The following is a 25,908-nucleotide window of genomic DNA, read 5'->3' as shown; positions in this document are numbered from 1 at the left end:
GGGCTCCCGTGCTATTCGAGAAATTGAACCAACCATAGCGCCGGATCGATGCGCGAAAAGCCCATAAAATCCATTCTGTTCGTCTGCCTCGGCAACATCTGCCGGTCACCGCTTGCCGAGGGCGTTTTCCACAGCGTGCTGGCCGAGCGCGGACTGGCCAGGCGCATCGTGCTCGATTCGGCCGCGACCAGCGGCTGGGAGGTCGGCTCCGCGCCCGATCCACGCTCTGTCGCGGTGGCGGCAAAGCATGGCGTCGACATTTCAGGTCAGCGGGCGCGCAAGGTGCTGGCGGAGGATTTTTCGCGCTTCGACCTGATCCTCGGCATGGACAAGGCGAATGTGCGCGACCTCAAGGCGCTGGCGACAGCGACCGCGCGCGACCGGGTCCATCTCTATCTGGATTTCGCGATAGGAAAGACCGCGGACGTGCCGGATCCCTATTACGACGGCGCCGAGCCTTCGCTTCGGTCTATCGCATGATCCGCGAGGCATCTGAGGCGCTGGCGAAGCGGCTCGAGGCCAGCGCTTCGCCGACCAGCGGCCAGGCTTCTTCGACGATGTAGGGGCCGCCGCCGACCGAATCGCGCGACGACATCAGGACGAAGCGGCCGACGCGGAAGGGCAGCGCCGCGAAATTGCCGCGCGCCGAAAGGTATTGCGCGACATCGAGCGGGCTCCCATTGCGCAGGCGCGCCAGCGTCACATGCGGCGAGAATTTGCGCGGGTCGGCCGGAAGGCCGAGCCGCTGGCAGATGCGGTCGATCTCGCCCTGCAGCGCCGCCAGGTCGGGCGAAGCCGACACGCCGGCCCACACCGCATGCGGCTTCTTGCCGCCGAAGGCGCCGACGCCGGAGAGCGTCATTTGAAAAGAGGGGCGGTCGACCCGGTCGAGGGCGTTGGCGATCTCGTCGGCGACATGGCCTTCGACATCGCCGATGAAGCGCAGCGTCAGATGGTAGTTTTCGACGTCGATCCAGCGCGCTCCCGGCAACCCGCCCCGGAGCAGGGACAAAGAGAGGGCGGCATCACGCGGAATTTCGAGGGCGGTGAAAAGACGTGGCATGTGAAGCCTCCTGTCCTCGAATCGAAACTCTCGTCCCTAGCGAATCATCGATATAAGCGCGGGGCAAGAGCTTTGTTGTCCACAAAGTTTCCCCAGCGGAAACCGTGGCGTTTTGGACTCACGACGGGCCGTCATTGTCGGCGATTGCCCTCTCGACGGTGGGCAGGATGCGCTCGACGATCACGTCGACGCCCTTCGGATTGGGGTGCAGGCCGTCCTCCAGCTGCAGGTCGGGGTGGCCGGCGACGCCGTCGAGAAAGAACGGATAGAGCCGAACGGCATATTTGGCGGCAAGCTTCGGGTAGATGGCGTCGAAGGTCTTCTGGTAGTCGGCGCCGAGATTGGGCGCGGCGCGCATGCCGGCGAGCAGCACCGGGATGTTGCGCTGCTTCAGCTTGCCCAGCATGGCGTCGAGGTTCTTCTCGGCGATGTCGGGAGCGACGCCGCGCAGCATGTCGTTGGCGCCGAGTTCGAGGATGACGAGCCTCGTGCCGTCCGGCACCGACCAGTCGAGCCGCGCCAGCCCGCCGCTCGATGTGTCGCCGGAGACGCCGGCATTGGCGACGGTGATGTCGAGGCCCTTAGCCTTCAGCGCCGCCTGCAGCCTGTCGGTGAAACCCTGGCCTGGGCCAAGGCCGAAGCCTGCCATCAGGCTGTCGCCGAAGCCGACGATGGTGAAGGTGGCGGCGCGCGCCGGCGTAATGGCGCCGCAAACGGCGAGGAAAAGCATGAGGGCTGCGGCAAAACGGTGTTTGAATGCCATGCGGCGAGCCCCATATGACCGAAACAACCCAAGGAAAGAGACACGGGCGTCTCCTTTTTCCACATATAGGGCACTTTCATTGTGACAGAAGCCGTCATCGCGCTGAGGGACGTATCGCTGACGCTCGGCGAGGGCGCGTCCTCCGTCCATGTGCTGAAGGGCGTCAGCCTCGACGTGGCGGCCGGTGAAGCCACCGGCATCGTTGGACCGTCGGGCTCGGGCAAATCAACCCTGCTGATGGTTCTTGCCGGCCTGGAACGGGTCGATTCGGGTACGGTCCAGATCGCCGGTGAGCTGCTCAACGGCAAAAGCGAGGACCAGATCGCATCGTTTCGTGGACGAAACATTGGCATCGTCTTTCAGTCCTTCCATCTCATTCCCAACATGACGGCACTCGAGAACGTCGCGGTGCCGCTCGAGCTTGCCGGCCATGCCGACCCGTTCGGCGTCGCCGCGCGCGATCTCGCCGCCGTCGGCCTGAGCGACCGCGTGACGCACTATCCGGGCGAGCTCTCCGGCGGCGAGCAGCAGCGCGTGGCGATCGCCCGGGCGCTGGCGCCGTCGCCGCGCATCCTCATCGCCGACGAGCCGACCGGCAATCTCGACCAGGCGACGGGAAAGCAGATCGCCGATCTTCTGTTCGCCAAGGCGGCGGAACGCGGCATGACGCTGGTGCTGGTGACGCACGACCCGGCGCTTGCCGCGCGTTGCGCGCGGCAGGTCTCGATGCGCTCGGGGCGGATCGAGGACGCGCCGAAAGCCGTGAAGGTTCCCGCCTGATGCGGACATTGAAGCTCGCCATGCGCTTCTCGCTGCGCGAGATGCGCGGCGGCCTGTCCGGCTTCATGATCTTCCTTGCCTGCATCGCGCTGGGCGTTGCGGCGATCGGCGGCGTCAATTCGGTGGCGCAGGCGATTTCCGCCGGCGTCGCCAATCAGGGCCAGACGCTGCTTGGCGGCGATTTGCGCTTCCAGGTTAACCAGCGCAGCGCTTCGGATGCCGAGCTCGGCTTCATCAAAGGCCTCGGCACGGTCTCACTGACTTCCGGCATGCGCTCGATGGCGCGGCTGGAGGACGGCTCCGACCAGGCGCTGGTCGAGGCAAAGGCCGTCGACGACGCCTATCCGCTCTACGGCACGCTGGAGACGGATCCGGCGCTGCCGAAGGACCAATTGTTCGGCGAAAGGTCCGGCGTGTTCGGCGCCGCCGCGCCCGACCTGTTGTTCGACCGCCTCAATGTTCATATCGGCGACAGGCTGAAGCTCGGCAGCGCCATTTTCAAGTTGCGAGCCAGGCTGGTCAGCGAGCCGGATGCGGTTTCGGACGGTTTCGGTTTCGCGCCGCGGCTGATGATTTCGCGCGAGGGCCTTGCCGCATCCGGCCTGGTGCAGCCCGGCAGCCTGGTCGAGAATGCCTACAAGGTGCGGCTGCCCGACGGCGCGTCCGAGGCCCGGATCAAGGAGATCCAGGCCGAGGCCGCGAAGGATTTCCCGCAGGCCGGCTGGTCGATCCGCACGCGCAGCAACGCCGCCCCCGCGCTCTCCGCCAACATCGAGCGCTTCTCGCAGTTCCTGACGCTCGTCGGGCTGACGGCGCTGGTGGTCGGCGGCGTCGGCGTGGCGAATGCCGTGCGCGCCTACCTCGACGGCAAGCGGGGCGTCATCGCCACCTTCAAGAGTCTCGGCGCCTCGGGCGGTTTCGTCTTCACCGTCTATCTGGTGCAGATCCTGTTGATCGCGGGCCTCGGCATCGTGCTCGGGCTCATCCTGGGTGCCGCGATGCCGTTCGTGGCGAGCGCGCTCCTGCAGTCCGTCATCCCGGTGCCCGCGCAAGGCGGCTTCTATCCTGGCGCGCTCGCCATGGCCGCGCTGTTCGGCCTTCTGGTGACGCTGGCCTTCGCGCTGCTGCCGCTCGGACGCGCCCGCGACGTGCCGGCGACGGCGCTGTTCCGCGAAATGGGATTCGAGAGCCGCGGCCTGCCGCGCGTGCCCTACACGGGCGCTGCTCTGGCGATTGTGCTGGCGCTGGCGGCGCTGGCGATCCTCTCGGCCAACGACTACCGCATCGCCTCGATCTTCGTCGGCGCCACGGTCTTTGCCTTCCTGGTGCTGCGGCTGGTGGCGATGCTGGTGCAGTGGGCGGCAAAAAAGAGCCCGCGCGTGCGTTCCGTTTCGCTGCGGCTGGCGCTCGGCAACATCCACCGTCCGGGCGCGCTGACGCCCTCGGTGGTGCTGTCGCTTGGCCTCGGGCTGACGCTGCTGGTGACGCTGGCGCTGATCGACGGGAATCTCAGGCGGCAGATCTCCGGCAGCCTGCCGGAGCGGGCGCCGAACTTCTTCTTCGTCGATATCCAGAGCAGCGACGTCGACGCCTTTGCCGGCCTCGTCGGCAAGGAGTCGCCGCGGGGAACGCTGGTCAAGGTGCCGATGCTGCGCGGCCGCATCATGGCGCTCAACGGCGTCGACGTCGACAAGGTGAAGATCCCGGCCGACGGCGCCTGGGTGCTGCGCGGCGACCGCGGCCTGACCTATGACGCCAAGCAGCCGGAAAACGCAACGCTGACCGAAGGCGCATGGTGGCCGCAGGACTATTCCGGCGAGCCGCTGGTGTCGTTCTCGGCCGAGGAGGGCAAGGCGATCGGGCTGAAGCTCGGCGACACCGTCACGGTCAATGTGCTTGGACGCAACGTCACGGCGAAAATAGCCAATTTCCGCCAGGTGCAATGGGAGACGATGGGCATCAACTTCGTCATGGATTTCTCGCCCAACACCTTTGCCGGGGCGCCGCATGGCTGGCTGGCGACGCTGACCGACAAACAAGCCAGCACGGCCGACGACGCAAGGCTGCTCAACGCCGTCACCCGCGCCTTTCCGGCGGTGACGACGGTTCGCGTCAAGGACGCGCTCGACATCGTCAACCGGCTGGTCGCGCAATTGGGCACGGCGATCCGCGCCGCCGCCGGCGTGGCGCTGATCGCCTCGGTGCTGGTGCTCTCCGGGGCGCTTGCCGCCGGCAACCGGGCGCGCATCCACGACGCGGTGGTGCTGAAGACGCTCGGCGCGACGCGGCGGACGCTGATTACGGCCTTCTCGCTGGAATATATGCTGATCGGCCTCGCGACCGCGCTGTTCGCGCTTGCCGCCGGCGGCATCGCCGCCTGGTTCGTGGTCGCGCATATCATGACGCTGCCGTCGCATTTCATGCCGGAGGTCGCGGTGGCGACGATCCTGGTTTCGCTGGCGGTCACCGTCGGAATCGGCCTTGCCGGCACCTGGCGGGTGCTTGGCCACAGGGCAGCGCCGGTGCTGCGCAACCTCTGACGGAGGGCCGAGAGCCGTCCGCCCGGTTAAATCTTTGTAAGAATGCCGCCCGGAAGACCCGAAAACCGGCCTTTTGCCTTCTCACAAAGCGTTACGGCCCGTTACCGTCTTGTTCTTGACGTCAAGAACCATCATATTTCGCGCTAGGCATGCTGGAGCTCCGCCAGCGGCGCCTGGTCCCGGGGACCGCTCCGAGTGGACCTGTCACCGGACGGGGCAGAAGCAACAGAGGATTTCCAATGGCTGATCCCATTCGCAACTACCAGACGTCCGCCGCCCCCGGCGCGCGCGTCGATATCGATCAGGGCCTGCGCGCCTATATGATCAAGGTCTACAACCTCATGGGGCTTGGCCTTTTGATCACCGGCCTTGCCGCCTGGGGCGCCTTCCAGCTCGCCGTCACCGGCGACGGCCAGTTGACCGCCTTCGGCCAGCTCATCTATGCAAGCGCGTTCCGCTGGGTCGTCATCCTGGCGCCGCTCGCCGCCGTGATGTTCCTGTCGTTCCGTATCCAGTCGATGAGCGTGGGCGCGGCGCAGGCCACGTTCTGGGTCTATGCCGGCCTTGTCGGCCTGTCGCTGTCGACGATCTTCCTCGTCTACACCGGCACCAGCATCACCCAGACCTTCTTCGCCACGGCCGCGGCCTTCGGCGGCCTGTCGCTCTATGGCTACACGACCAGGCGCGACCTGTCGGCGTTCGGCTCGTTCCTGATCATGGGCGTGATCGGCCTGCTGATCGCGATGCTGATCAACATCTTCCTGCAGTCGTCGGCGCTTGGCTTCGCCATCTCGGCGATCGGCGTGCTGGTGTTCGCCGGCCTCACCGCCTACGACACGCAGAAGATCAAGGAGATGTATTTCGAAGGTGACGTCGCCGACGTCGCCGGCCGCAAGGCGATCATGGGTGCGCTGCGCCTCTATCTCGACTTCATCAACCTGTTCATGTTCCTGCTGCAGTTCATGGGCGATCGCCGCTAGAGCAGTTCGCCGTTTCACGGAAACGGCGAACCCTCTATCTCCTTGTTTGACGCAATTCCGGACGGAAACCGCGCACAGTTTTCCTGGAACTGCTCTAAGGGCGGTTACCCAGTCTCAGTGGACCATAGACTTTGCGAAGGGCGGCCCAACGGCCGCCCTTTCTTTTTGCGCAGTCCTCTGCTGTTATCGAGGCAGGAAAGAGAACTGCACAAATTATGAGCAATACTGCGATCAGGGCCGCCACCGCGGCCGACCTCCACCGAATCACCGAAATCTATGCCGATGCGGTCGCGCATGGCACGGCAAGCTACGAGCTGGAGCCGCCCAGCCGCGCCGAAATGGGCAACCGATTCGACGCTCTGGCGGCCGGCGGCTTTCCGTATCTCGTGGCCGAGAAGAACGGCGCCGTGCTCGGCTATGCCTATGCCGGGCCGTTCCGGCCCCGCCCCGCTTACCGATTCGTCATCGAGGATTCGGTCTATGTCGCGCCGGAGGCCAAGGGGCAGGGCGTCGGCTTCCTGCTGATGCAGGCGCTGATCGAGACGGCGCGTGCGGCGGGCTTCCGCCAGATCATCGCGGTGATCGGCGACGGCCACGCGGACAGCGCCTCGGTACGGTTGCACGAGAAGCTCGGCTTCCGCCATTCCGGGCGTCTGGAGGGATCCGGCTACAAGCACGGACGCTGGCTGGACACGGTGTTCATGCAGCTTTCGCTGAATGGCGGCGCGGAATTGCCGCCCGATCCGAATTCGCTGCCGGAACGGAAGTTTCGCGAAAGGCTCAAGGGGAATTGAAGAACTGGGGAATTGGGCAATTGAAGAAAGGTATTCAGAGTCCTTTTCTCCAGTTCCTCACTTCCTCTTTCCGGACTACGCCTCGACAACCTTGAGCTTCGCATCGAACACGCCAAGCACGCGGCCGAGTTCCTGGCTGCGCTTCAGGATGCGGCCGCCTGCGGCGATGACGGCAAAAGCGCCTTGCCGGCGTGCCAGCCTGGGGTCCTTGACGATCTGGAAAAGCGGCACTTCGCTGGCCCGGCGGAAGACGGAAAAGACAGCGCGATCAGTGAGATGGTCGATCGCGTAGTCGCGCCATTCATTGGCCGCCACCATGCGTCCGTAAAGCCTCAGAATCTGGTCGAGCTCGCGCCGGTCGAATCGCACCGGCTGGTCGAGGCGGGCGTTGCGCGCCTCGTGCAACGGGATCAATATTCCGGATGCTTCCCCATCCTCCGTCCCGCTGCTGTGATCGGTCATGCCTCGATCCTTCGATTGAATCATGCGCCGGCCAAGGTTCGCGCTTTCGCGGTCGAATTGCAAGGCCTGGCTAAGCAGGCCCGATGGTCGCGCGGTTTCCCAAACGTCCAGTCACGTTTGCGAAACACATGTTGGAATTGGTGATGCTCTGCCACATTCTCGCCACAAATAATCCGCGCTCATGCCCCAATGTCCGACGAATTTACCGGCGTTGCCTGAGACGGTTCGGTCCGGCACCGGCTCGTAAACCCCAAGCCCCCCGCCCACGGGTCAGCGTCGGATCGAACCAACCTCGGTTTTTCCTTGGAAAAATCAGGTGCGACGATCCCAAAACCTGAATGACCGGCGTCAGAAGCAAGCTGACGCCGGTTTTTTATTTTCCTTCACCCTTGTCTACGGCATGCACACATTTCCAAGCGGCTGGTCTTGGCGATAGCGTGAATGGCAGCTTGGCGCATGCATTGTCTTAAGCAGCGCTGGTCGACCCCCACTCCGTCTCGGCTTCGCCGAGCCACCTCTCCCCCGATCGACGGGGTAGAGGAAAGGCGCGCCAGGCTTTTTGCCGACAACGCTCGTCCAGCAAGGCTCCCTTCCTTTCCCTCCGGAGGGGGGAAAGGTGGCGCTGCAAAGCAGCGACGGATTGGGGGAACCACGTGGCAATCAGGTCTTCGGCCGATCAATCACGCCGATCAAGGCATGCCGGCTATCCGAACTCCCAAAGATTGCCCTGCCTTGTGGTGAGAAGCGGTCCGCGCGCGAGCGGACGAGAAGCCAATTGCTAGAAGGCGGGAGCTAAAGCCGGTCCGGCTTGCGGATGAAGGCGGCGCCGAGGATCGGGCCGGGCATGCCGTCCTGACCAACCGACTGCAGCAGCACCGCGCAGCCGCCCTTCTTGGCGATCTCGGTCATCGGCAATTCGTAACGCTGCGCCTTGCCGTGCCACATGCCGGCGGTCTGGATGTCGGAAACGGCGTTCCAGTAGGTCAGGCTTCGGCCGCTGTTCTCGCCCTGGCCGATCTTCACCATCCGCGGCGGATCGAAATAGACGATCACCAGATGGGCGTCGGTCGGGCCGTTGCCGGCATCGCCCGCGTCGATCACGACACGGTCGCTGGTGCGGCTAACCTTGATGGCGACCCGCATGCCCTCGCCGGTCCTGTCCATCCGCGCCAAGGCGCCGTCGACATCCTTGCGGCTGGCGCCGTTGACGTGGCTGCGGCCGTTGATGACGGCCTGCGGCGTGTAGACCGAGCGGCTGCCGAAGGCCCGCATATAGTCATACTGGCGCTCGGTGTTCTCCTTGGTGCTCAGCGTGTCCTGCCAGCCGAGATAGTCCCAGTAATTGACGTGGTAGGCGAGCGCGACGATGTCGTCCTTGCCGGCGAGCTCGGCAAACAACTCGTCGGCCGGTGGGCAGGAACTGCAGCCCTGGCTGGTGAACAATTCGACCACGCCCAAAGGCTTGTCGGCTTGAGGCTTGCCGGTCGCGGCCTTCTCAGGCTCGGCTGCCAGGGCCACGCCGCCCAACGCCGTAAGGGCCAGCGCTACTGCCGCAAGCCGCAATCGTCCTCGAAATGCCATGACTTTTCCAATTCCCGCCGGTGACGCCGGCCTTGTTCTGATTGCTAAAATATGTGGCAGAAGCGCCAGTCAACGGGAAGTCACGTTGCGGTGAAATTTTTGCTGTTGCAGCCGCAGGTAAGGGCGCAATAGGAGAGGCGATTGCATTTCAAGGCGTGGTTCGATTCGGGAGCAGCATCCTCACCATGTGGCAAACTCTCCTGACCCCTGTCGATCTCTATTGCGAACGGACGGGGCCTGGACTTTGGGCCGAGCCGGCTAATGCTTTGACCAACCTGGCTTTCATTGCCGCGGGACTATGGGGCGTCCAGCAGGTGCGGCGATACAAGACCGGCGCCTTCGCCGAAGTGCTGGCCTGGTGGGTGGTGGCGATCGGCATCGGCTCGACCCTTTTCCACACCTTCGCCAGCAAAGGCACGATCTGGGCCGACATCCTGCCGATCGCCGGCTTCACGCTGGCCTACACGCTGTTCAACCTGCGGCGTTTCCTCGGCATGGAATGGGGCAAGGCGATCCTCGTCTTCGTCGCCTTCTATGCCGTGGCCGGCCTGATCGCCTACGCCGTGCCGGACTGGCTGCGCCAGGCGTCGAACGGCACCACGGGCTACCTGCCGCCCTTCCTGGCGCTCGCCTTCTTCGGAGCGTGGGTGGCGGCCACCGGCAACCGGGCCGGCTGGTACAATCTGGCGGGGTCGGCGATCTTCGTCGTCTCGGTCCTCTGCCGCATGATCGACCCGCTGGTCTGCGCCAGCTTCCCGCTCGGCACGCATTTCCTCTGGCATGTCTTCAACGGGCTGATGCTCGCCGTGTTGCTGGCGGCGACGGCGCGGTTTGGGAAGCCGAAGGTAAGGCAGTAGTGGGTAGTGAGTAGTGAGTAGTGACGCTCTTTCCCTACTCGCTAATTCCTACTCACTACTCCCTATTTTACGCGGCCAGGTCGCGCAGCACGTATTGCAGGATGCCGCCGTTCTTGAAGTAGTCGAGCTCATCCAGCGTATCGATGCGGCAGATGATCGGCACGTTCTTCACCGTGCCGTCGCCATAGGTGACCTTGGCCACCATCTTCTGGCGCGGCTTGATCGCGTCCAGGCCGTCGATCTCGACCAGCTCGTCGCCCTTCAGATTGAGCGAGGCCCATGAGGTGCCGTCCTCGAAGACGAAGGGGATGACGCCCATGCCGACCAGGTTGGAGCGGTGGATGCGCTCGAAGGACTGGGCGATGACCGCGCGCACGCCGAGCAGGTTGGTGCCCTTCGCCGCCCAGTCGCGCGACGAGCCGTTGCCGTATTCGACGCCGGCGAAGATCACCAGCGGCACGCCTTCCTGCTTGTACTCCATCGCTGCGTCGTAGATCGACATCTCCTCCTTCGAGGGATAGTGGATCGTGTAGCCGCCCTCGCGGCCATTCTCGCCCAGCATGTGGTTGCGGATGCGGATGTTGGCGAAGGTGCCGCGCATCATCACCTCATGGTTGCCGCGCCGCGTGCCGTACTGGTTGAAGTCGGCGACGCCGACGCCATGCTCGGTCAGATACTTGCCGGCCGGCGATGCAGCCTTGATCGAGCCCGCCGGCGAGATGTGGTCGGTGGTGATCTTGTCGCCGAAGAGACCGAGCACGCGCGCGCCCTTGATGTCGCCGACCTTGCCGAAGGAGCGGCCCATGCCGGCGAAATAGGGCGGGTTCTGCACATAGGTCGAGTGGTCGTCCCAGGCATAGGTCTGGCCTTCCGGCGCCTTGACCTTCTGCCAGTAGGCGTCGCCCTTGAAGACGTCGGCATATTTGCGGGCGAACAGCTCGCGGGTGACGTTCTTCTCGATGAACTCCTGGATCTCGGCCGAGGTCGGCCAGATGTCCTTGAGATAGACCGGCTTGCCGTCGCTGCCTTCGCCGAGCGGCTCGGTGGTGAGGTCCCTGGTGACGGTGCCGGCCAGCGCATGCGCCACCACCAGCGGCGGCGAGGCAAGGTAGTTCGCCTGCACGTCCGGCGAGACGCGGCCTTCGAAGTTGCGGTTGCCGGAAAGCACCGCGGCGGCAATCAAACCTTTGTCGTTGATGGTCTTGGAGATCGGCGCCGGCAACGGGCCGGAATTGCCGATGCAGGTGGTGCAGCCGAAGCCGACCAGGTTGAAACCGATCTGGTCGAGCTCCTTCTGCAGGCCGGACTTTTCGAGATATTCGGCCACCACCTGGCTGCCGGGGGCGAGCGAGGTCTTGACCCACGGCTTCTGCTTCAGGCCGCGGCGGTTGGCGTTGCGCGCAAGCAGGCCGGCGCCGATCAGCACGCTCGGGTTCGAGGTGTTGGTGCAGGAGGTGATGGCGGCGATGACGACGTCGCCATGGCCGAGATCGTAGTCGGTGCCTTCGACGGCGTAGCGCTTCGAGATCTCGGCGGCCTTCTTGTATTCGGTCTCCATCGCCTTGGCGAAGCCGGCGGGGATGTCCTGCAGCGCGACGCGGCCCTCTGGGCGCTTCGGGCCGGCCATCGACGGCACGACGTCGCCGAGGTCGAGCTCGAGCAGGTCGGTGAAGACCGGATCGGCCGAGCCTGTGTCGCGCCACATGCCTTGCGCCTTGGAATAGGCCTCGACCAGCGCGATGCGGTTCTCCTCGCGGCCGGACATTGTCAGGTAGCGGATGGTTTCCGAGTCGACCGGGAAGAAGCCGCAGGTCGCGCCATATTCCGGCGCCATGTTGCCGATGGTGGCGCGGTCGGCCAGCGTCATGTTGGAGAGGCCGGGGCCGAAGAACTCGACGAACTTGCCGACGACGCCCTTCTTGCGCAGCATCTGGGTGACGGTGAGCACCAAGTCGGTGGCGGTGACGCCTTCCTTGAGCTTGCCGGTGAGGCGGAAGCCGATGACTTCCGGCAAGAGCATGGAGACCGGCTGGCCGAGCATCGCGGCCTCGGCCTCGATGCCGCCGACGCCCCAGCCCAAAACGCCGAGGCCGTTGATCATGGTGGTGTGCGAATCGGTGCCGACGCAGGTGTCGGGATAGGCGGTGGTTTCGCCGTCCTCGGCGTTGGTCCACACGACCTGTCCCAGATATTCGAGGTTGACCTGGTGGCAGATGCCGGTGCCGGGCGGCACGACGCGGAAGTTGCGGAAGGCCTGCTGGCCCCATTTCAGGAATTTGTAGCGCTCCTCGTTGCGCTCATATTCCAGCTCGACATTGCGGGCGAAGGCCATCGGCGTGCCGAACTCGTCGACGATGACGGAGTGGTCGATGACGAGGTCGACCGGCACCAGCGGATTGATCTTCTCCGGATCGCCGCCGAGCGCCTTGATGCCGTCGCGCATCGCCGCCAGGTCGACCACCGCCGGAACGCCGGTGAAATCCTGCATCAGCACGCGGGCCGGGCGGTAGGCGATCTCGACGCCGGCGGTGCCCTTGTCGGTCAGCCAGGCGGCGACCGCCTGGATCGATTCCCTGGTGACCGAACGGCCATCCTCGTTGCGCAACAGGTTCTCCAGCAGCACCTTCATCGAATAGGGCAGCTGGGCGATGCCGGTGAGGCCGTTCTTCTCGGCCTCAATGAGGTCGAAGTAAACATAGTCCGCGCCACCCGCGGTCAGGGTGCGGCGGCAATTGAAACTGTCGAGGGATTTGGTCACGGCGATCCGTCCTTGTCTGTTCAGCCTGAAAGGGAACGGACGCCGTTGGCATGCAATCACGCGCAAAGGTGCGGGTACGGCCATTTCCGCTGTCCGCTCCCAAGCAACCCGAGCCGTTCAAGGCGGCGCGTGCGCTGGTTCGGCGCTAATTCTGATCCCGCGCCGACCGCTGGCACGGATGAACCGCATATAGAGAATTTCCTGGAATAGTTCTAGACAGTCGAAGGACGAATTTGCGTGAGCCGGAAACGGCCGCGAAACGGTGCTTTCGGGACGGGCAAGAATGCGGCTGATCGCCGAAAATCTAGGCGGCGAGCGCGGCGGCGAGACGGTTTTTTCCAACATCGGCTTCGCGCTGGACAAGGGCGAGGCGCTCATTGTCACCGGTCAGAACGGCTCGGGCAAATCGACGCTGCTCAGAATCGTCGCCGGCCTGCTGCCGGCCGCGCAGGGAAAGGTGCGGTTCGAGGATGGCGGCGAGGCCTTCCCGACGGTCGCCTCGGCTTCGCATTATCTAGGCCATCTCAACGCGATGAAGACGGCGCTCAGCGTCGAGGAGGATCTCGGCTTCTGGCGCGCCTTCCAGGCCGAGCCGGGACTGGGCGTCGAAGAGGCGCTGGAGACGGTGGCGCTCGGCGGGCTCGGACATCTGCCCTTCGGCTATCTGTCGACAGGGCAGAGACGGCGGGCCTCGATCGCGAAGCTCCTGGTGAGCCGCCGGCCGGTCTGGCTGCTCGACGAGCCGACCGCGGGGCTGGACAAGGCCTCGGAGGCAAGGTTCGCAGGGCTGATGAAGGCGCATCTGCGCGACGGAGGGATTGTCGTGGCGGCCACGCATTTGCCGCTGGGGTTGGACGGGGCGAAGGTGTTGAGGATGGGCGACTGATGTCGGCGCGAGGCACCCCCCTCTGTCCTGCCGGACATCTCCCCCGCAAGGGGGGAGATTGGCAGCTTCGGCGCCGGCATCTCCTTCGCGGCGTCGGTGATTGGCGAAAGTCCGCGCGACATTCGATCTCCCCCCTTGCGGGGGAGATGGCCGGCAGGCCAGAGGGGGGTGTGCCGGAGCGCCAGCCTCGCCAAGGGATCCCTTTATAATGTGGCCCCTCTTCCTGCGCGACATCCGCCTTTCCATCCGCGCCGGCGGCGGGGCGTTGATCGGGGTCATCTTCTTCCTCGCCGTCATCGTCACCATCCCGTTCGGCGTCGGTCCCGACCTCAACCTCTTGTCGCGCATCGGCCCGGCGATCCTGTGGATCGCCGCCCTGCTTGCCTGCCTGCTCGGCCTCGACCGCCTGTTCCAGGCTGATCGCGAGGACGGCTCGCTCGACCTCCTTGTCCTGAACAACGACCGCCACATGCTGGCGCTGACGGTGCTGACGAAGTGCCTGGCGCACTGGACCGGCAGCGTGCTGCCGCTGGTGGTCGCGGCGCCTCTGCTTGGCCTGTTCATGAACATGGAGCCGCTCGGCATCGGCGCCACGGCGCTCACGCTTCTCGTCGGCACGCCGGCCATCACCTTCATCGGCGCCACGGGTGCCGCGGTGGCGGTGGCGCTGCCGCGCGGCGGATTGCTGATTTCGGTGCTGGTGCTGCCTTTGACCATTCCGGTGCTGATCTTCGGCGTTTCGGCAAGCTATGGCGCGGTGGCCGATCCGGCGCCATTCCTGCAGCCTTTCCTCATTCTTGCCGCGCTGACGCTGTTTCTTGCAGTGCTTGGTCCGCTGGCCGCGGCATTGGCGCTGCGGCACGGGACGGATTGAGACGACGAGAATGTTCCTTCACTGCGGCACCGCGACAAATTGCGGAACTGCCGGCGCGAGGTTAAGGGAAGACATGATCGCAACGATTGGCACGGCGGAGAGCGGGGAGCGGCTGACATGAGCGCGCATGCCCTCTTCGTCACCGCCGCCTATGCCATCACCGCCGTCGTGCTCGCCGGGCTGATCGGCTGGATCCTGCTCGACCAGCGGGCGCGCAAGCGCGAGCTCGCGGCGCTGGAGGCGGCCGGAGTGCGCCGGCGCTCCGACAAGGCTGTCAAATCATGAGCATCGAAACCGAAACGGCGGCGCCGCGGCGCCGCCTGTTCGTGCTTCTGCCGCTTCTGGTGTTCCTGGGGCTGGCCGGGCTGTTCCTGTGGCAGCTGCTTTCGGGCCGCGACGCCTCTGAAATCCCCTCGGCATTGATCGGACTGCCGGCGCCGCAGACCAGCCTGCCGCCGCTCGAAGGGATCAGCCTGCCGGGGCTGGATACAAAGTCCTTTACCGGCAAGGTGACACTGGTCAACGTGTTCGCGTCCTGGTGCGCGCCGTGCCGGGAGGAGCATCCGGTGCTGCTCGGCCTGTCGCAGGACAAGCGCTTCACGCTTGCCGCGCTGAACTACAAGGACCAGCCGGAAAACGCCCGCCGCTTCCTTGGCGATCTCGGCAATCCATATCAGGCGATCGGCGTCGATCCGGCCGGACGCGCGGCGATCGACTGGGGCGTCTATGGCGTGCCCGAGACCTTCGTCATCGGCAAGGATGGCAGGATCGCCTACAAGCATGTCGGGCCGCTGACGCCCGAGTCGGTCAGGGCGTTGCTGTTGCCGCAGATCGAGAAAGCGCTGGCGGCGCCGGGTTAGCGCGGGGACGCCAGGTCAAGACGGATACTTGCGTCGTCATTCTCGGGTCAAGCCCGAGGATGACGAAGTGGCCGGACGATCGGCCTGCCGCTCAGCCGTAGATCTGCTTGTGGACCTGGTAGAGCATTTCCGAACGGTCGGCGCGCAGATCGGCGAGATCGCGGCTGGACAGGTTCTCGATTTCGGCGACGAGGCGGTTGTAATGACGGCGCTTGGCCATGCTGGCGCGGGCGCGGGAGACAAGATTGTCGAACATGACAGGGTTCCTTCTTAGTTGTTCCTCCCTGACGATTGTGAGGATGACATAGGAATGATGCATTGCAAAAGAAAGATGTTGCAATGCACCATTGCAACCAGCGCATAGCCGGTTAATCGCAGGCTAACAGGCTATGCGTCCGACGCGGTACGCAAGACCGCCCAGCTTCACGCAGTGCTCATCTGTTTTGTCATACAAATTACTGGCCTGCCGTCTTGCCAGATCGCTTCCGGGCTGGCTTGATCCGCCCCGTCACCTGATGCCGGGAGGAAATGCATGGCGGCCGAAGACTATTACGACGTTCTCGATCCGCGCTTCGCGCGCCTGTTCAACGGCAGCGCCCAGGTGGAAAAGCTGTTCACCGGGTGCCGCTGGGCGGAAGGGCCGGCCTGGTTCGCCGCCGGCCGCTATGTCGTTTGGTCGGATATCCCGAACAACCGCATGCTGCGCTATGACGAGACCGACGGCAGCGTCAGCGTGTTCCGGCAACCGTCCGGCAATTCCAACGGCAACACCGTCGACCGGCAGGGCCGGCTGGTGACCTGCGAGCATTCCGGCCGCCGCGTCAGCCGCACCGAGTTTGACGGCTCGGTCACCACCATCGCCGACAAATGGAAGGGCAAGCGGCTGAACTCGCCCAACGACGTGGTGGTGCGCTCCGACGGCTCGATCTGGTTCACCGATCCGAGCTACGGCATCGACACCGATTATGAGGGCGACAAGGCCGAAAGCGAGATCGGCGCCTGCAATGTCTATCGCGTCGATCCCGATACGGGCGATGTCGAGGCCGTCATCACCGACATGGTGCGGCCGAACGGGCTCGCCTTCTCGCTCGACGAGAGCCTGCTCTACGTCGTCGACACCGGCCGCACGCATGGCGAGAAGAACCCGGCGCATATGCGCGTCTTCAACGTCGGCAAGCACGGCAAGAAGGTTTCCGGCGGCAAGGTCTTCGCAGACTGCACCGCCGGCCTGTTCGACGGATTCCGGCTCGATTCCGACGGGCGCATCTGGACGAGTGCCGCCGACGGCATCCATTGCTACGATCCGGACGGCACGCTGATCGGCAAGGTCAAGGTGCCGGAAGTGACCGCCAACTGCGTGTTCGGCGGCAACAAGCTCAACTGTCTCTACATCGCCGGCACCACCTCGCTCTACATGGTGCGGCTGATGGTGAATGGGGCGAAAACCTATTGAAGATCCTGCAGGCGCTTCTTCGGCCATTCCTGGCCTTTCTGCGCATCCCAGCAGCGCCCGCGGCGCTGCGGCTCCCGCAACCACCGCCATCCGCTTTGCCGGAGCGAATTGCCAAACCGTCGCCTGACGCCAAACGGAAGAACCCACGGGGAGAACATCATGCCATTCGTCAACATCCGCATCGTCAAGGAAGTGATCGCCGCCGATCCGGCCGGCAAGAAGGCTGACATCGCCAAGAAAGTGACTGCGGCCATCATGGACGCCACCGGGCTCGGCAATGACGATGTCTGGGTGGTGTTCGAGGAGGTCAACGCCCGCGACTGGTATGTCGGCAAGACCGATGTCGAGACGCTGCGGAAGGGGTAAGGCGCAGCAGGTTCGGGTGCCTGCGAGGTTCTTTCGGCGACGGCGAGATATGGGCGCTTCCCTTCGCGTTCTCATCCTCGGGCTTGACCCGAGGATCCATTCCGTGACCTTCGACGTCGAGCGCAACGGTGCAGAATTCTGTAAGCGTTGCAACGCCTTAGCGTCAGGGTCTGCGTCGCTTCGCTCCTTGCTCCGCCCTGGAATGACGACCTTATGTTTGTCCGCGAATAAAACTCGCAAAACCCCGCACCGCCTCACGGATCGCCCGCCGGTTCGCATCCTCGCTGAGAATCGCCTCCATCTCCGCCGGCTTCTTGCCCAGCAGCGCGATCTCCAGCGTCCCCTCCTCATACATCGCGAACGACATCGTCCGCATGATCTCGGCCAGTGCCGCCCGCGCATAGAGCGAACGGGACGAGGCGTGGACCAGCATCGCCGGCTTGCCCACCGCGGCGTCGCGCGAGACCAGCCAGTCCAGCGCATTCTTCACGCCGCCGGGCACGCCATGCGCATATTCCGGGCAGGAGACGACGACGCCGTCGGCCTGGGTGACCGTCTCGATCAGGCGTGCCGCTTCCGGCGGCGTGCGCTCGCCCTCGTCGTCGGGGTTGAAGATCGGCAGCCGGCCAAGGCCGTCATAAACCTCGACGCGGCAGTTCGCGGGCGCGTTGGCGGCCAATGCGGCAACCAGGGCCGAGTTGGTCGAGGCGGCGCGCAGGCTGCCCGATATGGCGATGATCTCGATCAAGGGAGGGAGCCGGACGAAGGGTTGAGTCGTCCGCGAAGCCTACCACATGGTCTGGCGGTAATCGTCGTCCAGCTCGCGGTCGATCTCGCCGGCGCTTTCGCCAAGAGCCAGCTGGTCGCGTATGATCTGGCCGAGCGTCGGCAGGGTCGCACGGTCGTACCAGGTCTCCGGCTTCCACAGATCCGAGCGCATGAAGGCCTTGGCGCAGTGCATGTAGGCGGCCTTGACCGTCACCACGATGACGCTTTGCGGCTCCTTGCCGTCGACCGCAAGGCGTTCGCGTAAGACGGGATCGACGGTGATGCGGGCATCGCCATTGACGCGCAGCGTCTCGTTCATGCCAGGGATGAGGAAGAGCAGCCCGACCGACGGATTGCGGATGATGTTTTCCAGTGTGTCCAGCCGGTTGTTGCCGGGGCGATCGGGAATGGCGAGGGTGGAGTTGTCGAGGATGGCGGTGAAGCCGGGCTTGTCGCCATTACAGCGCCGCGCGTCCTTTGGACGCGCAAAGGACGCTGTAACACTTTTGATTTGGCGCATGATCCTTTCCGAAAATCGATTTCGATTTTCGGGGTCATGCGCTAGGCGTCACGTCGGCATTGCCGGCGCCGTCGGAAGAGCCGATCAGCACGAAGGGGCTCTTGCCGATGAACGAACGGCAATGGCCGTCGAGGTTTTTGAGCTCCTTGCGGATCGAGCCGTCGGTCGGCCGGGGCGTCTTGTAGATCGTCCTCAGCTCATCGTGCGTGGTGAGGAATTCCATGCCGCCCCCTCTTTGTTTCGACGCAACTTCGGATGGAAAACCGCTGCACGCTTTTCCCGGGTTGCTTTAATTCCCGGCCTTCTCTTCCTTAGCTTTTTCCTCCAGCGAGTGGCGCATGATCAGCGGCATCTGGCTGAAGGTGAACAGCAAGGTGATCGGGATCGTGCCCCAGACCTTGAAATAAAGCCAGGTCGCCTCGGAAAAGTTGCGCCACACGACCTCGTTGAGCACGGCGAGGAAGAGGAAGAACAGCCCCCAGCGGAAGGTCAGCTTGCGCCAGCCCTCGGCATCGAGCTGGAAGGCGGAATCGAAAACGTAACCAAGCAGGGACCGGCCGAACAGAAGCCCGCCGAGCAGCGTGACGCCGAACAGCGAATTGATGATCGTCGGCTTCATGAAGGCGAAGGTCTTGTCCTGCAGGTAAAGCGCCAGCGCGCCGAAGACGAAGACGACGATCGCCGAGACCAGCGGCATCAGCGGCAGGCTGCGCGTCAGCAGCCAGGAGACGCCGAGCGAAAGCGCCGTCGCGACCATGAAGAAGGCGGTGGCGATCAGGATCGGCTCGCCGAGATGGCTGAGTATCGGAAATTTCTCGGCCAGCCATTCGCCGCGAATGGTGGCGAAGAAGAACACCAGCCCTGGCCCAAGCTCGAGCAGGAACTTCAAGCCGGGGTTGATCGGCTTGCGGCGAGGATCGGACGGGTCGCGTTCGAGGATGTTCATAAAAGTCCTTCTTGCGCATGATCTGGCCGAAAAGCAGGCGGCCCTTCCAAGATCGCGCCTTTGTTCAAGCCACGCCGGCGATCGCCCTGGCGAATTCGCTGGCGGAAAACGGTTCGAGGTCGTCGACCTGCTCGCCGACGCCGATGAAATAGACCGGGAGCCGATGCTTGGCGGCGATCGCCACCAGAATACCGCCGCGCGCCGTGCCGTCCAGCTTGGTCATCACCAGCCCGTTGACGCCGGCGACGTTGCGGAAGATCTCGACCTGGTTCAGCGCGTTCTGGCCGGTGGTGGCGTCGACCGTCTGCAGCACCGTGTGCGGCGCTTCCGGATCGAGCTTGCCCAACACGCGCACGATCTTCTCCAGCTCCGCCATCAGCTCGGTCTTGTTCTGCAGCCGGCCGGCCGTGTCGATGATCAGCACGTCGGAGCCGGCCTCCTTGGCCTTCTCGAAGGCGTCATAGGCGAGGCCCGCCGCATCGGCGCCGAGTTTCGAGGCGACGACCGGCGATTTCGTCCGCTCGCCCCAGATCTTCAACTGCTCGATCGCGGCGGCGCGGAACGTGTCGCCGGCTGCCAGCATCACCTTGAGGCCGCCATCGGTGAGCTTGGCGGCAAGCTTGCCGATGGTGGTGGTCTTGCCGGTGCCGTTGACGCCGACGACCAGGATGACATGCGGCTTGTGGCTGAGATCGAGCTCGAGCGGTCTTGCCACCGGCGTCAGCACCTTCTCCACCTCCGCGGCCATTACGGCGCGGACTTCCGAGTCCGAGACATCCTTGCCGTAGCGGCTCGAGGCGAGAGAATCGGTGACGCGCAGCGCCGTTTCCACGCCGAGATCGGCGCGGATCAGCACGTCCTCCAGATCCTGCAGCGTCTCCTCGTCCAGCTTGCGCTTGGTGAAGACGCCGGCAATGTTGCCGGTGAGCTCGCGCGAGGAGCGGGCGAGCCCTTCGCGCATGCGCTGGAACCAGGAGCGCCGCGGCGCCGGCTCCGGCGCCTTTACCGGCTCCGCCTTCTGCTCGACCTTCTTTGAAACCGTCACCTTGCCGGCAGAGGGCGTGGGCTTTGGCGGCGGCGGCACGGCTTCCGGTTCCGGCGCGATCTCGGCCAGGATCGGCTGCGGCTCGACGGGCGTCGGCTGTCGAATAGGAGGCGTGATTTCCGCGCCGGCTTCGGCGGATGGTTCCACAGAGGGCGGCGCCACTGGCGGAATCTCGATGGGCGGCGGCGTTTCGACCGGGACTTCGGCAGGCGGCGTCGGCACTTCGACCGGTGGCTGCTCCGGCTGCGGTTCCGGACGCGAAGGCTCGATGTCCGGCTGAGTCGGCGCGGGTGCGGGCACTTCCTGCGGAGCAGGTTCGGGTTCCGGTGTCGGCGCGGGTAAGGGCTCGGGTTGTGCCGGCGGCACTTCCTCGGGGGCAGGCGGCTCCGGCTTCTCGGGCGCCGGTTGCGGCTCTTCTTCCGGCTCGGGCTGCGGCAGCGGTTCCGGCTCGGCGGGAATGGTCGGCTCCGGTGCCGGCGGGATGGATGGAGCAGGCTCGGGCTTCGGCTCTTCGGGAACCGATTGAGGCTCGGCCTCCGGCTTCAGCGCGTCGAGCGCGTCCCACTTGATCGGCGGCAGCGTCTCGTCGGCGCGCTCCTCGACGACCTCTTTCTTGCCGAACGAAAATATCTTCTTGAAGAAACCAGCCATGCGTCTCGCAGTCTCAGGCGGCTTGCGCGGCAGAGCGCGCCGCAATCAGTCGGGCGCCGTCATGGCCGGCGATCACGGCATCGACGATCTCCCCGGGCGCGCCGGTGTCGATCGCGGTCAGCGTGAAACCCTCGGTGCGGCCAAGTCCGTCGCGCTCGACCAGGATCGACTGTCGCGTGCCGGGAAGCGACGAAAGGTGACGACGATAGGCGGCCTCGCCGGCGGCGCGCAGCCTTGCGGCGCGCGCCTTCACCACCTCGCGGCGGACCTGGGGCATGCGCGCGGCAGGCGTGCCTTCGCGTGGGCTGAACGGAAAGACGTGGAGATGCGTCAGCCCGCATTCCTCGATTATTCCTTCCGAATTCTCGAACATCGCCTCGGTCTCGGTCGGGAAGCCGGCGATGATATCGGCGCCGAAGACGATTGCAGGGCGGAGCTTGCGCACGTCCTCGCAGAAACGGATCGACTGGTCGCGCAGATGCCGGCGCTTCATGCGCTTCAGGATCATGTCGTCGCCCGACTGCAGCGACAGATGCAGATGCGGCATCAGCCTCTGCTCGGTGGCGATGGCGTCGAGCAGGTCGTCGTCGGCCTCGATGGAATCGATCGAGGACAACCGCAGCCGCTTCACGTCCGGAACCTGGCGCAGGATCGTCTTCACCAGCTTTCCAAGCTTTGGGCTACCGGGTAGGTCGGCGCCGAAGCTGGTCATGTCGACGCCGGTCAAAACGATCTCGGCATAGCCGTTGCCGGCCAGCCGCTTGACCTGCTCGACCACCGCGCCCATCGGCACGGAGCGCGAATTGCCGCGGCCGTAAGGGATGATGCAGAAGGTGCAGCGATGGTCGCAGCCGTTCTGGACCTGGACGAAAGCGCGCGCCCGGCCCTCGATGGCGTCGACCATGTGGCTTGCCGTCTCGCGCACGGAAAAGATGTCGTTGACGCGCGCCTTCTCGGTGTCGTTGACGCCGAAATCGGGCAGCGCGCGGTAGGAGTTGGCCTTGAGCTTTTCCTCATTGCCAAGCACCAGGTCGACCTCGTCCATGGCGGCGAAATTCTGCGGCTCGGTCTGCGCCGCGCAGCCGGTGACGATGATGCGGGCCGAAGGGTTCTCGCGGCGCGCCTTGCGGATCGCCTGCTTGGCCTGGCGCACCGCTTCCGCCGTGACGGCGCAGGTGTTGAAGATGACAGCGCCGCCCTGAAGCGCGCCGAGGCCGGCGCTTTCGGCCTCGCGGCGCATCACTTCCGATTCATAGGTGTTGAGGCGGCAGCCGAAGGTGACGACGTCGATACCCTTGCCGGTGGGGGCTTGGGGCGCGCCCTTTTGAAGGGCGGACATCAGGCGGCGCTTTCGGTGTCGCGAGCCCAGGCGCCGGTCGAGGGATCGAAGCTGCCGGAAAATTCCCATTCGGCCGCGCCGGTCAGGATGACGTGGTCGTCATTGCGCCATTCGACATTGAGCTCGCCGCCGCCCGGCGTCAGCAGCGAAACGCTGCGGCCGGTGCGCCTGGTGCGGGCGGCCGCGACCACGGCGGCGCAAGCCGCCGAGCCGCAGGCCTTGGTGAGGCCGGCGCCGCGCTCCCAGGTGCGGATGATCATGGTTTCAGGCGAGGTCACCTGGGCGATGGTGATGTTGGCGCGCTCGGGAAAGATCGGATGGTTCTCGAGCAGCGGGCCGAAGCGGTCGAGCTCGTAGGACCAGACGTCGTTGTCGACCCAGAAGATGGCATGCGGGTTGCCCATCGACAGCGCCGAGGGCGAATGCAGCACCGGGGCGTCGATCGGGCCGATCTGCAATTCGATCATGCGGGTATCGCGGAATTCTTCCGCCAGCGGGATCTCCCGCCAGCCGAAGCGGGGCTTGCCCATGTCGACCGAGATCAGGCCGTCGGCGTGCTCCTGCGCATTCACGATGCCGGCGCGGGTCTCGAAGCTGAAGCTCTTGTTGCCCGTCTCGGCAGCCAAAGCCTGCACCACGCAGCGCATGCCGTTGCCGCAGGCCTGCGCACTGGTGCCGTCGGAATTCAGGATGTCGATATAATAGGCGGTGCCCGGCGTCTTCGCATCGTGGATCGCCATGATCTGGTCGAACTTCGTCGCCTCGCCGGCATTGAGCGCGATCGCCGCCGCGGCCGTCACCTTGTCGGCACGGCCGCACATATCGGCAACGATGATCTCGTTGCCGATGCCGTTCATCTTGGCGAAGGGGACGGTGCCTGCCATCTAACCGGTCATTCCAATCCGTTTGGGCGCTATATGGCGGAAACGGGCGGGAATTACCAGTCCGGCCAGGTGGCGACGACCAAGGGGTCGCGCCGCGACGACCAAGAGGTCGCGCCGCGACGACCAAGGGGTCGCGCTTAAGTTACTGCGAAGACGCCGAGCACGATCAGCAGGAAGATGATCAGCACGATGCCGATAAGGATGCGCGCGCCCGTGGCGGCGGCGCCGGCCAGCGCCGGCATGCCAAGCAGGCTCGCGGCGGCGGCGACAATCAAAAGGATGATGATCCACTTGATCATGGGGAAGCTCCGGCGAAATTGCGTCGCGAACCAACGCGTTTCGCCGGCTTGGGTTCCTTTGTCAGACGGGCGGCACGTCCCATAACTCTGCGGGCCGCATGGCGCGGAATCGTTCCGAGGGCAAGCCTTCGGCCGCCAGCGCCTCGGCCAGTTTTTGCGCCGGCTCCTCGATCGGCTCGTCGGTGAGATGGAATGTGCCCCAATGGCAGCCTGCGGCGTGAGCCGCATTGCACAGCTTCATGCCCTGAACGGCTTCCTCCGGGTTCTGGTGCTGCGGCGCCATGAACCAGCGCGGCTCATAGGCGCCGATCGGCAGGATGGCGAGGCGGAAGCCGCCATGCTTTTCTCCCATCAGCCGGTAATTGATGCCGTCATGGAAACCGGTGTCGCCGGCGAAATAGATATTGCCCGCCGCCGTCTCGATGACGAAGCCCGCCCACAGCGCCATGCGGCGGTCGCGCCCGCCGCGCGCCGACCAGTGATGCGCCGGCTCGATGTGGATGGCGGCCGCGCCGACGCTCAGCCTGTCGCCCCAATCATGCACGCTGAGCCGCATGCCGGGCGCCGCGCGGCCGATGATGGCGTCGTTGCCGAGCGGCGCGATCACCAGCGGGTCGTGGTTCTCTTTCAGCCGCTTCAGCGTGGCGAGGTCGAGATGGTCGTAGTGATTGTGGCTGATCAGGACCAGGTCGATCGGCGGCAGGTCGGCGAAGATAATTCCCGGCGCATTGACCCTTCTCGGCCCGGCGAAGGCGAAAGGCGAGGCGCGCTCTGACCAGACCGGATCGGTCAGGATGTTCAAGCCCGCCGTCTGGATGAGCAGCGAGGCATGGCCGACCATGGTAAGCCTCAGCGCGCTGCCTTCCACCCGTAGGTCCGGCTTGGCCGGGGGATAAGGGCTCGGAAAGGTGGCCGGCCATTTCGCCCGCCCGCCGCCGAACTGCCATTTGAGGAGATCGGTGAAGCGCCCGGGCGGCTTGCCGCCGGGATTGAAGAACAAGGCGCCGTCGAAATGATCGCTGGGCGGCCCGCTGTAGTAGCGGTTGGCGGTTCCTGTTCTCGCGGCCATCCTGTCTCCCGCCCGCTTGTGTCATTTCCTGAGATAAGGACGCGCCTGCCTGGCGCAAGCTTTTTGCCGGCGAATGCCAATGGCCGAAGCCCGGCTCGTCTAGGATCGGGAGACAGGGGTGATCGCCATGGCAATGAAGCGAACCAAGACACCGTGGATGAAGGCCGAGGATTTCGGCCGCTCGCTGCCGCATGGGGTCGGCGTCAACCTGTTGGTCACCGACATGACGGCGATGGAGGCTTTCTGCCGCGACGTGCTTGGCGCCCGGATCATCTATGCCGACGAGGACTTTGCGGCGATCGAGCTTCTGGGCTCAATCTTCATGCTGCATGCCGACCATTCCTATCTCGACAATCCGATGACCGGCATCACGGCGGGCGCCGAGACACGCGGGGCCGGCATAGAGCTGCGGCTTTACGGCGCCGATCCGGATGCGGTCGAGAAAAAGGCGGCGGCGCTCGGCCACATCGTGCTGGCCGGCTCGATCGACAAGCCGCATGGCCTGCGCGAATGCTATATCGTTGGCCCGGACGGCTATGTCTTTGTGCCGAGCGCTCGGATTTAATGCTCCATTTCAACAGCTTAGGAGAGTATTCCGGCATTTTCCCGGCTTCGGCTCCCGGCTGCGATAAATTTGCAACAGCTGGCTCGAAAACCCTATTTTAACCATATCAGGTTGAAATTCTGCCACCTTCGCCATCTTGGTGAAGCAGAGATTACGCGGATGGCTCCCCCCGGCCGGATCCGACGGAGGTTTTGATGAATTTTTCGATGACCCGCCCCTTTTCGCGGCTCCACCTCTTTTCGAAGAGTGGCCTCGCGGCCGTATCGCTGGCCGCGCTGGTTGCGAGCGGCTGCTCGACCTCGCGCTTCTCGTCGATGGACGACCAGCAGCCGGCGCCGCTGACCCCGGCGCCCTCCGGCACGGTGACGCAGAATCAGCTGCCGCCGCCGGCCTCCCCCGGCGCCACCGATCCGTCGCAATTCCCGACCGCTCCGAAGAACAGCCAGGTCGCCTCGCTGCCGCCGGATGGCACGGCGCCCGCCGGCGCCACCGATCTCACCGCGGCCAGCGTCGCCGGCGTCTGGAACGTCAACGTCTCCGGGCAGAGCTGCAAGGTGGCGACGCCGCAGACCAAGTTCGGCGCCGGCTACCGCGCCGGTCCGCTGCATTGCCCGGCTCCGATCGACGGCATCAAGTCGTGGAACGTCGCCGGCAAGCAGCTGACGCTCTATGACGAAAATGGCGGTACGCTGGCCAGGCTCTATTCGTCGGGCGGCGAAAAGTTCGACGGCCAGACTTCCAGCGGGCAGCCGATCTCGCTTACAAGGTGAGCGAAACCGACTATTGCTTCCACGCAATTCCGGGC

At 65.0% G+C, this 25,908-nt stretch carries 27 protein-coding genes and 2 pseudogenes; 14 read left to right on the top strand and 15 right to left on the bottom strand.

Annotated elements, in window-relative coordinates; translation table 11 throughout:
* The first annotated feature begins 48 nt into the window (after positions 1-48).
* Positions 49-563: pseudogene (locus FJ424_RS12445) on the top strand (low molecular weight protein-tyrosine-phosphatase).
* On the opposite strand, the gene thpR reads toward FJ424_RS12445, so the two are convergent.
* Both thpR and FJ424_RS12435 read right to left on the bottom strand, forming a co-directional pair.
* Positions 470-1,063: an RNA 2',3'-cyclic phosphodiesterase gene (thpR, locus tag FJ424_RS12440; RefSeq protein ID WP_140647851.1), complete on the bottom strand. Its 594-nt coding sequence runs from the start codon at positions 1,061-1,063 to the stop codon at positions 470-472. The pseudogene FJ424_RS12445 and the gene thpR overlap by 94 nt on opposite strands.
* A gap of 118 nt (positions 1,064-1,181) precedes the next feature.
* Positions 1,182-1,826: an arylesterase gene (locus tag FJ424_RS12435; RefSeq protein ID WP_140658624.1), complete on the bottom strand. Its 645-nt coding sequence runs from the start codon at positions 1,824-1,826 to the stop codon at positions 1,182-1,184.
* Between the two features lie 81 nt (positions 1,827-1,907).
* On the opposite strand from FJ424_RS12435, the gene FJ424_RS12430 reads away from it, so the two are divergent.
* The 4 genes from FJ424_RS12430 (at position 1,908) to FJ424_RS12415 (ending at position 6,920) form a co-directional block, all read left to right on the top strand.
* Positions 1,908-2,606, top strand: a complete 699-nt coding sequence (locus FJ424_RS12430) for an ABC transporter ATP-binding protein (RefSeq protein WP_140647849.1) — start codon at positions 1,908-1,910, stop codon at positions 2,604-2,606.
* The gene (locus tag FJ424_RS12425; protein WP_140658623.1) at positions 2,606-5,146 is read left to right on the top strand and encodes an ABC transporter permease; all 2,541 of its coding nucleotides are present in this window, start codon (positions 2,606-2,608) and stop codon (positions 5,144-5,146) included. Before FJ424_RS12430 ends, FJ424_RS12425 begins: the two co-directional genes overlap by 1 nt.
* A 239-nt stretch (positions 5,147-5,385) precedes the next feature.
* Entirely contained in the window at positions 5,386-6,126 is a 741-nt protein-coding gene (locus tag FJ424_RS12420; protein ID WP_140647847.1) for a Bax inhibitor-1/YccA family protein, read from the top strand.
* A gap of 215 nt (positions 6,127-6,341) precedes the next feature.
* A complete protein-coding gene (locus tag FJ424_RS12415) occupies positions 6,342-6,920 on the top strand; it encodes a GNAT family N-acetyltransferase (RefSeq protein WP_140658622.1) in 579 nt (192 codons plus the stop codon).
* A gap of 75 nt (positions 6,921-6,995) precedes the next feature.
* Here FJ424_RS12415 and FJ424_RS12410 read toward each other — a convergent pair whose 3' ends face one another.
* Both FJ424_RS12410 and FJ424_RS12405 read right to left on the bottom strand, forming a co-directional pair.
* Positions 6,996-7,382 (bottom strand): DUF2794 domain-containing protein, encoded by a 387-nt coding sequence (locus tag FJ424_RS12410; protein ID WP_140658621.1) that lies wholly within the window; start codon positions 7,380-7,382, stop codon positions 6,996-6,998.
* Positions 7,383-8,174: 792 nt separating this feature from the next.
* On the bottom strand, positions 8,175-8,963 hold the full coding sequence (locus FJ424_RS12405) for a thioredoxin family protein (RefSeq protein ID WP_140658620.1): 789 nt from the start codon (positions 8,961-8,963) through the stop codon (positions 8,175-8,177).
* 185 nt (positions 8,964-9,148) lie between these two features.
* On the opposite strand from FJ424_RS12405, the gene FJ424_RS12400 reads away from it, so the two are divergent.
* Positions 9,149-9,820, top strand: coding sequence for a ceramidase domain-containing protein (locus tag FJ424_RS12400; protein ID WP_140658619.1), 672 nt, complete (start codon positions 9,149-9,151; stop codon positions 9,818-9,820).
* A 67-nt stretch (positions 9,821-9,887) separates the two neighbouring features.
* Here FJ424_RS12400 and acnA read toward each other — a convergent pair whose 3' ends face one another.
* A complete protein-coding gene (acnA, locus tag FJ424_RS12395) occupies positions 9,888-12,578 on the bottom strand; it encodes an aconitate hydratase AcnA (protein WP_140658618.1) in 2,691 nt (896 codons plus the stop codon).
* Between the two features lie 283 nt (positions 12,579-12,861).
* Between acnA and ccmA the strand changes: the two genes are divergently transcribed.
* The 4 genes from ccmA (at position 12,862) to FJ424_RS12370 (ending at position 15,198) form a co-directional block, all read left to right on the top strand.
* Entirely contained in the window at positions 12,862-13,464 is a 603-nt protein-coding gene (gene ccmA, locus FJ424_RS12390; protein ID WP_140658617.1) for a heme ABC exporter ATP-binding protein CcmA, read from the top strand.
* A gap of 208 nt (positions 13,465-13,672) precedes the next feature.
* Positions 13,673-14,338 (top strand): heme exporter protein CcmB, encoded by a 666-nt coding sequence (gene ccmB, locus FJ424_RS12380; RefSeq protein WP_140658616.1) that lies wholly within the window; start codon positions 13,673-13,675, stop codon positions 14,336-14,338.
* 117 nt (positions 14,339-14,455) lie between these two features.
* On the top strand, positions 14,456-14,623 hold the full coding sequence (ccmD, locus tag FJ424_RS12375; RefSeq protein ID WP_140658615.1) for a heme exporter protein CcmD: 168 nt from the start codon (positions 14,456-14,458) through the stop codon (positions 14,621-14,623).
* The gene (locus tag FJ424_RS12370) at positions 14,620-15,198 is read left to right on the top strand and encodes a DsbE family thiol:disulfide interchange protein (RefSeq protein WP_140658614.1); all 579 of its coding nucleotides are present in this window, start codon (positions 14,620-14,622) and stop codon (positions 15,196-15,198) included. Before ccmD ends, FJ424_RS12370 begins: the two co-directional genes overlap by 4 nt.
* A gap of 91 nt (positions 15,199-15,289) precedes the next feature.
* Here FJ424_RS12370 and FJ424_RS12365 read toward each other — a convergent pair whose 3' ends face one another.
* Complete coding sequence (locus FJ424_RS12365; protein WP_181177681.1) at positions 15,290-15,454, bottom strand: hypothetical protein; 165 nt, start codon at positions 15,452-15,454, stop codon at positions 15,290-15,292.
* Between the two features lie 276 nt (positions 15,455-15,730).
* Between FJ424_RS12365 and FJ424_RS12360 the strand changes: the two genes are divergently transcribed.
* Together FJ424_RS12360 and FJ424_RS12355 are read left to right on the top strand one after the other, a co-directional pair.
* Positions 15,731-16,651, top strand: a complete 921-nt coding sequence (locus FJ424_RS12360; RefSeq protein WP_140658612.1) for an SMP-30/gluconolactonase/LRE family protein — start codon at positions 15,731-15,733, stop codon at positions 16,649-16,651.
* A 159-nt stretch (positions 16,652-16,810) separates the two neighbouring features.
* On the top strand, positions 16,811-17,017 hold the full coding sequence (locus FJ424_RS12355) for a 4-oxalocrotonate tautomerase family protein (RefSeq protein ID WP_013892236.1): 207 nt from the start codon (positions 16,811-16,813) through the stop codon (positions 17,015-17,017).
* Positions 17,018-17,228: 211 nt separating this feature from the next.
* On the opposite strand, the gene FJ424_RS12350 is transcribed toward FJ424_RS12355, so the two are convergent.
* The 9 genes and pseudogenes from FJ424_RS12350 to FJ424_RS12310 form a co-directional block, all read right to left on the bottom strand.
* Positions 17,229-17,765: an NADPH-dependent FMN reductase gene (locus FJ424_RS12350; protein ID WP_140658611.1), complete on the bottom strand. Its 537-nt coding sequence runs from the start codon at positions 17,763-17,765 to the stop codon at positions 17,229-17,231.
* A 39-nt stretch (positions 17,766-17,804) separates the two neighbouring features.
* On the bottom strand, positions 17,805-18,305 hold the full coding sequence (locus FJ424_RS12345) for an MSMEG_1061 family FMN-dependent PPOX-type flavoprotein (RefSeq protein ID WP_181182155.1): 501 nt from the start codon (positions 18,303-18,305) through the stop codon (positions 17,805-17,807).
* A 43-nt stretch (positions 18,306-18,348) separates the two neighbouring features.
* Positions 18,349-18,528: pseudogene (locus tag FJ424_RS12340) on the bottom strand (pyridoxamine 5'-phosphate oxidase family protein); the annotation flags it as partial.
* Between the two features lie 66 nt (positions 18,529-18,594).
* Complete coding sequence (locus FJ424_RS12335; protein ID WP_140658610.1) at positions 18,595-19,251, bottom strand: septation protein A; 657 nt, start codon at positions 19,249-19,251, stop codon at positions 18,595-18,597.
* Between the two features lie 64 nt (positions 19,252-19,315).
* A complete protein-coding gene (gene ftsY, locus FJ424_RS12330) occupies positions 19,316-20,947 on the bottom strand; it encodes a signal recognition particle-docking protein FtsY (RefSeq protein ID WP_140658609.1) in 1,632 nt (543 codons plus the stop codon).
* A 13-nt stretch (positions 20,948-20,960) separates the two neighbouring features.
* On the bottom strand, positions 20,961-22,286 hold the full coding sequence (gene mtaB / locus FJ424_RS12325) for a tRNA (N(6)-L-threonylcarbamoyladenosine(37)-C(2))-methylthiotransferase MtaB (RefSeq protein ID WP_140658608.1): 1,326 nt from the start codon (positions 22,284-22,286) through the stop codon (positions 20,961-20,963).
* The gene (gene dapF / locus FJ424_RS12320) at positions 22,286-23,170 is read right to left on the bottom strand and encodes a diaminopimelate epimerase (RefSeq protein ID WP_140658607.1); all 885 of its coding nucleotides are present in this window, start codon (positions 23,168-23,170) and stop codon (positions 22,286-22,288) included. Before dapF ends, mtaB begins: the two co-directional genes overlap by 1 nt.
* A 137-nt stretch (positions 23,171-23,307) precedes the next feature.
* Positions 23,308-23,469 carry a DUF1328 family protein gene (locus tag FJ424_RS12315; RefSeq protein WP_066991727.1) on the bottom strand — a complete coding sequence of 54 codons (162 nt, stop codon included), beginning with the start codon at positions 23,467-23,469 and terminating at the stop codon, positions 23,308-23,310.
* Positions 23,470-23,530: 61 nt separating this feature from the next.
* Positions 23,531-24,538 (bottom strand): MBL fold metallo-hydrolase, encoded by a 1,008-nt coding sequence (locus FJ424_RS12310; protein WP_140658606.1) that lies wholly within the window; start codon positions 24,536-24,538, stop codon positions 23,531-23,533.
* Positions 24,539-24,665: 127 nt separating this feature from the next.
* Here FJ424_RS12310 and FJ424_RS12305 point away from each other — a divergent pair, with 127 nt between their 5' ends.
* Positions 24,666-25,103, top strand: a complete 438-nt coding sequence (locus tag FJ424_RS12305; protein WP_140658605.1) for a VOC family protein — start codon at positions 24,666-24,668, stop codon at positions 25,101-25,103.
* A gap of 194 nt (positions 25,104-25,297) precedes the next feature.
* Positions 25,298-25,873 carry a protease inhibitor Inh/omp19 family protein gene (locus tag FJ424_RS12300; protein ID WP_226892081.1) on the top strand — a complete coding sequence of 192 codons (576 nt, stop codon included), beginning with the start codon at positions 25,298-25,300 and terminating at the stop codon, positions 25,871-25,873.
* The last annotated feature ends 35 nt before the right edge of the window (positions 25,874-25,908 follow it).

Source organism: Mesorhizobium sp. B3-1-8 (assembly GCF_006439495.1).
Classification (GTDB): Bacteria; Pseudomonadota; Alphaproteobacteria; order Rhizobiales; family Rhizobiaceae; genus Mesorhizobium.
Note: the sequence above shows the minus strand (reverse complement) of the source record. Positions and strands in the feature narration are given on the sequence as shown.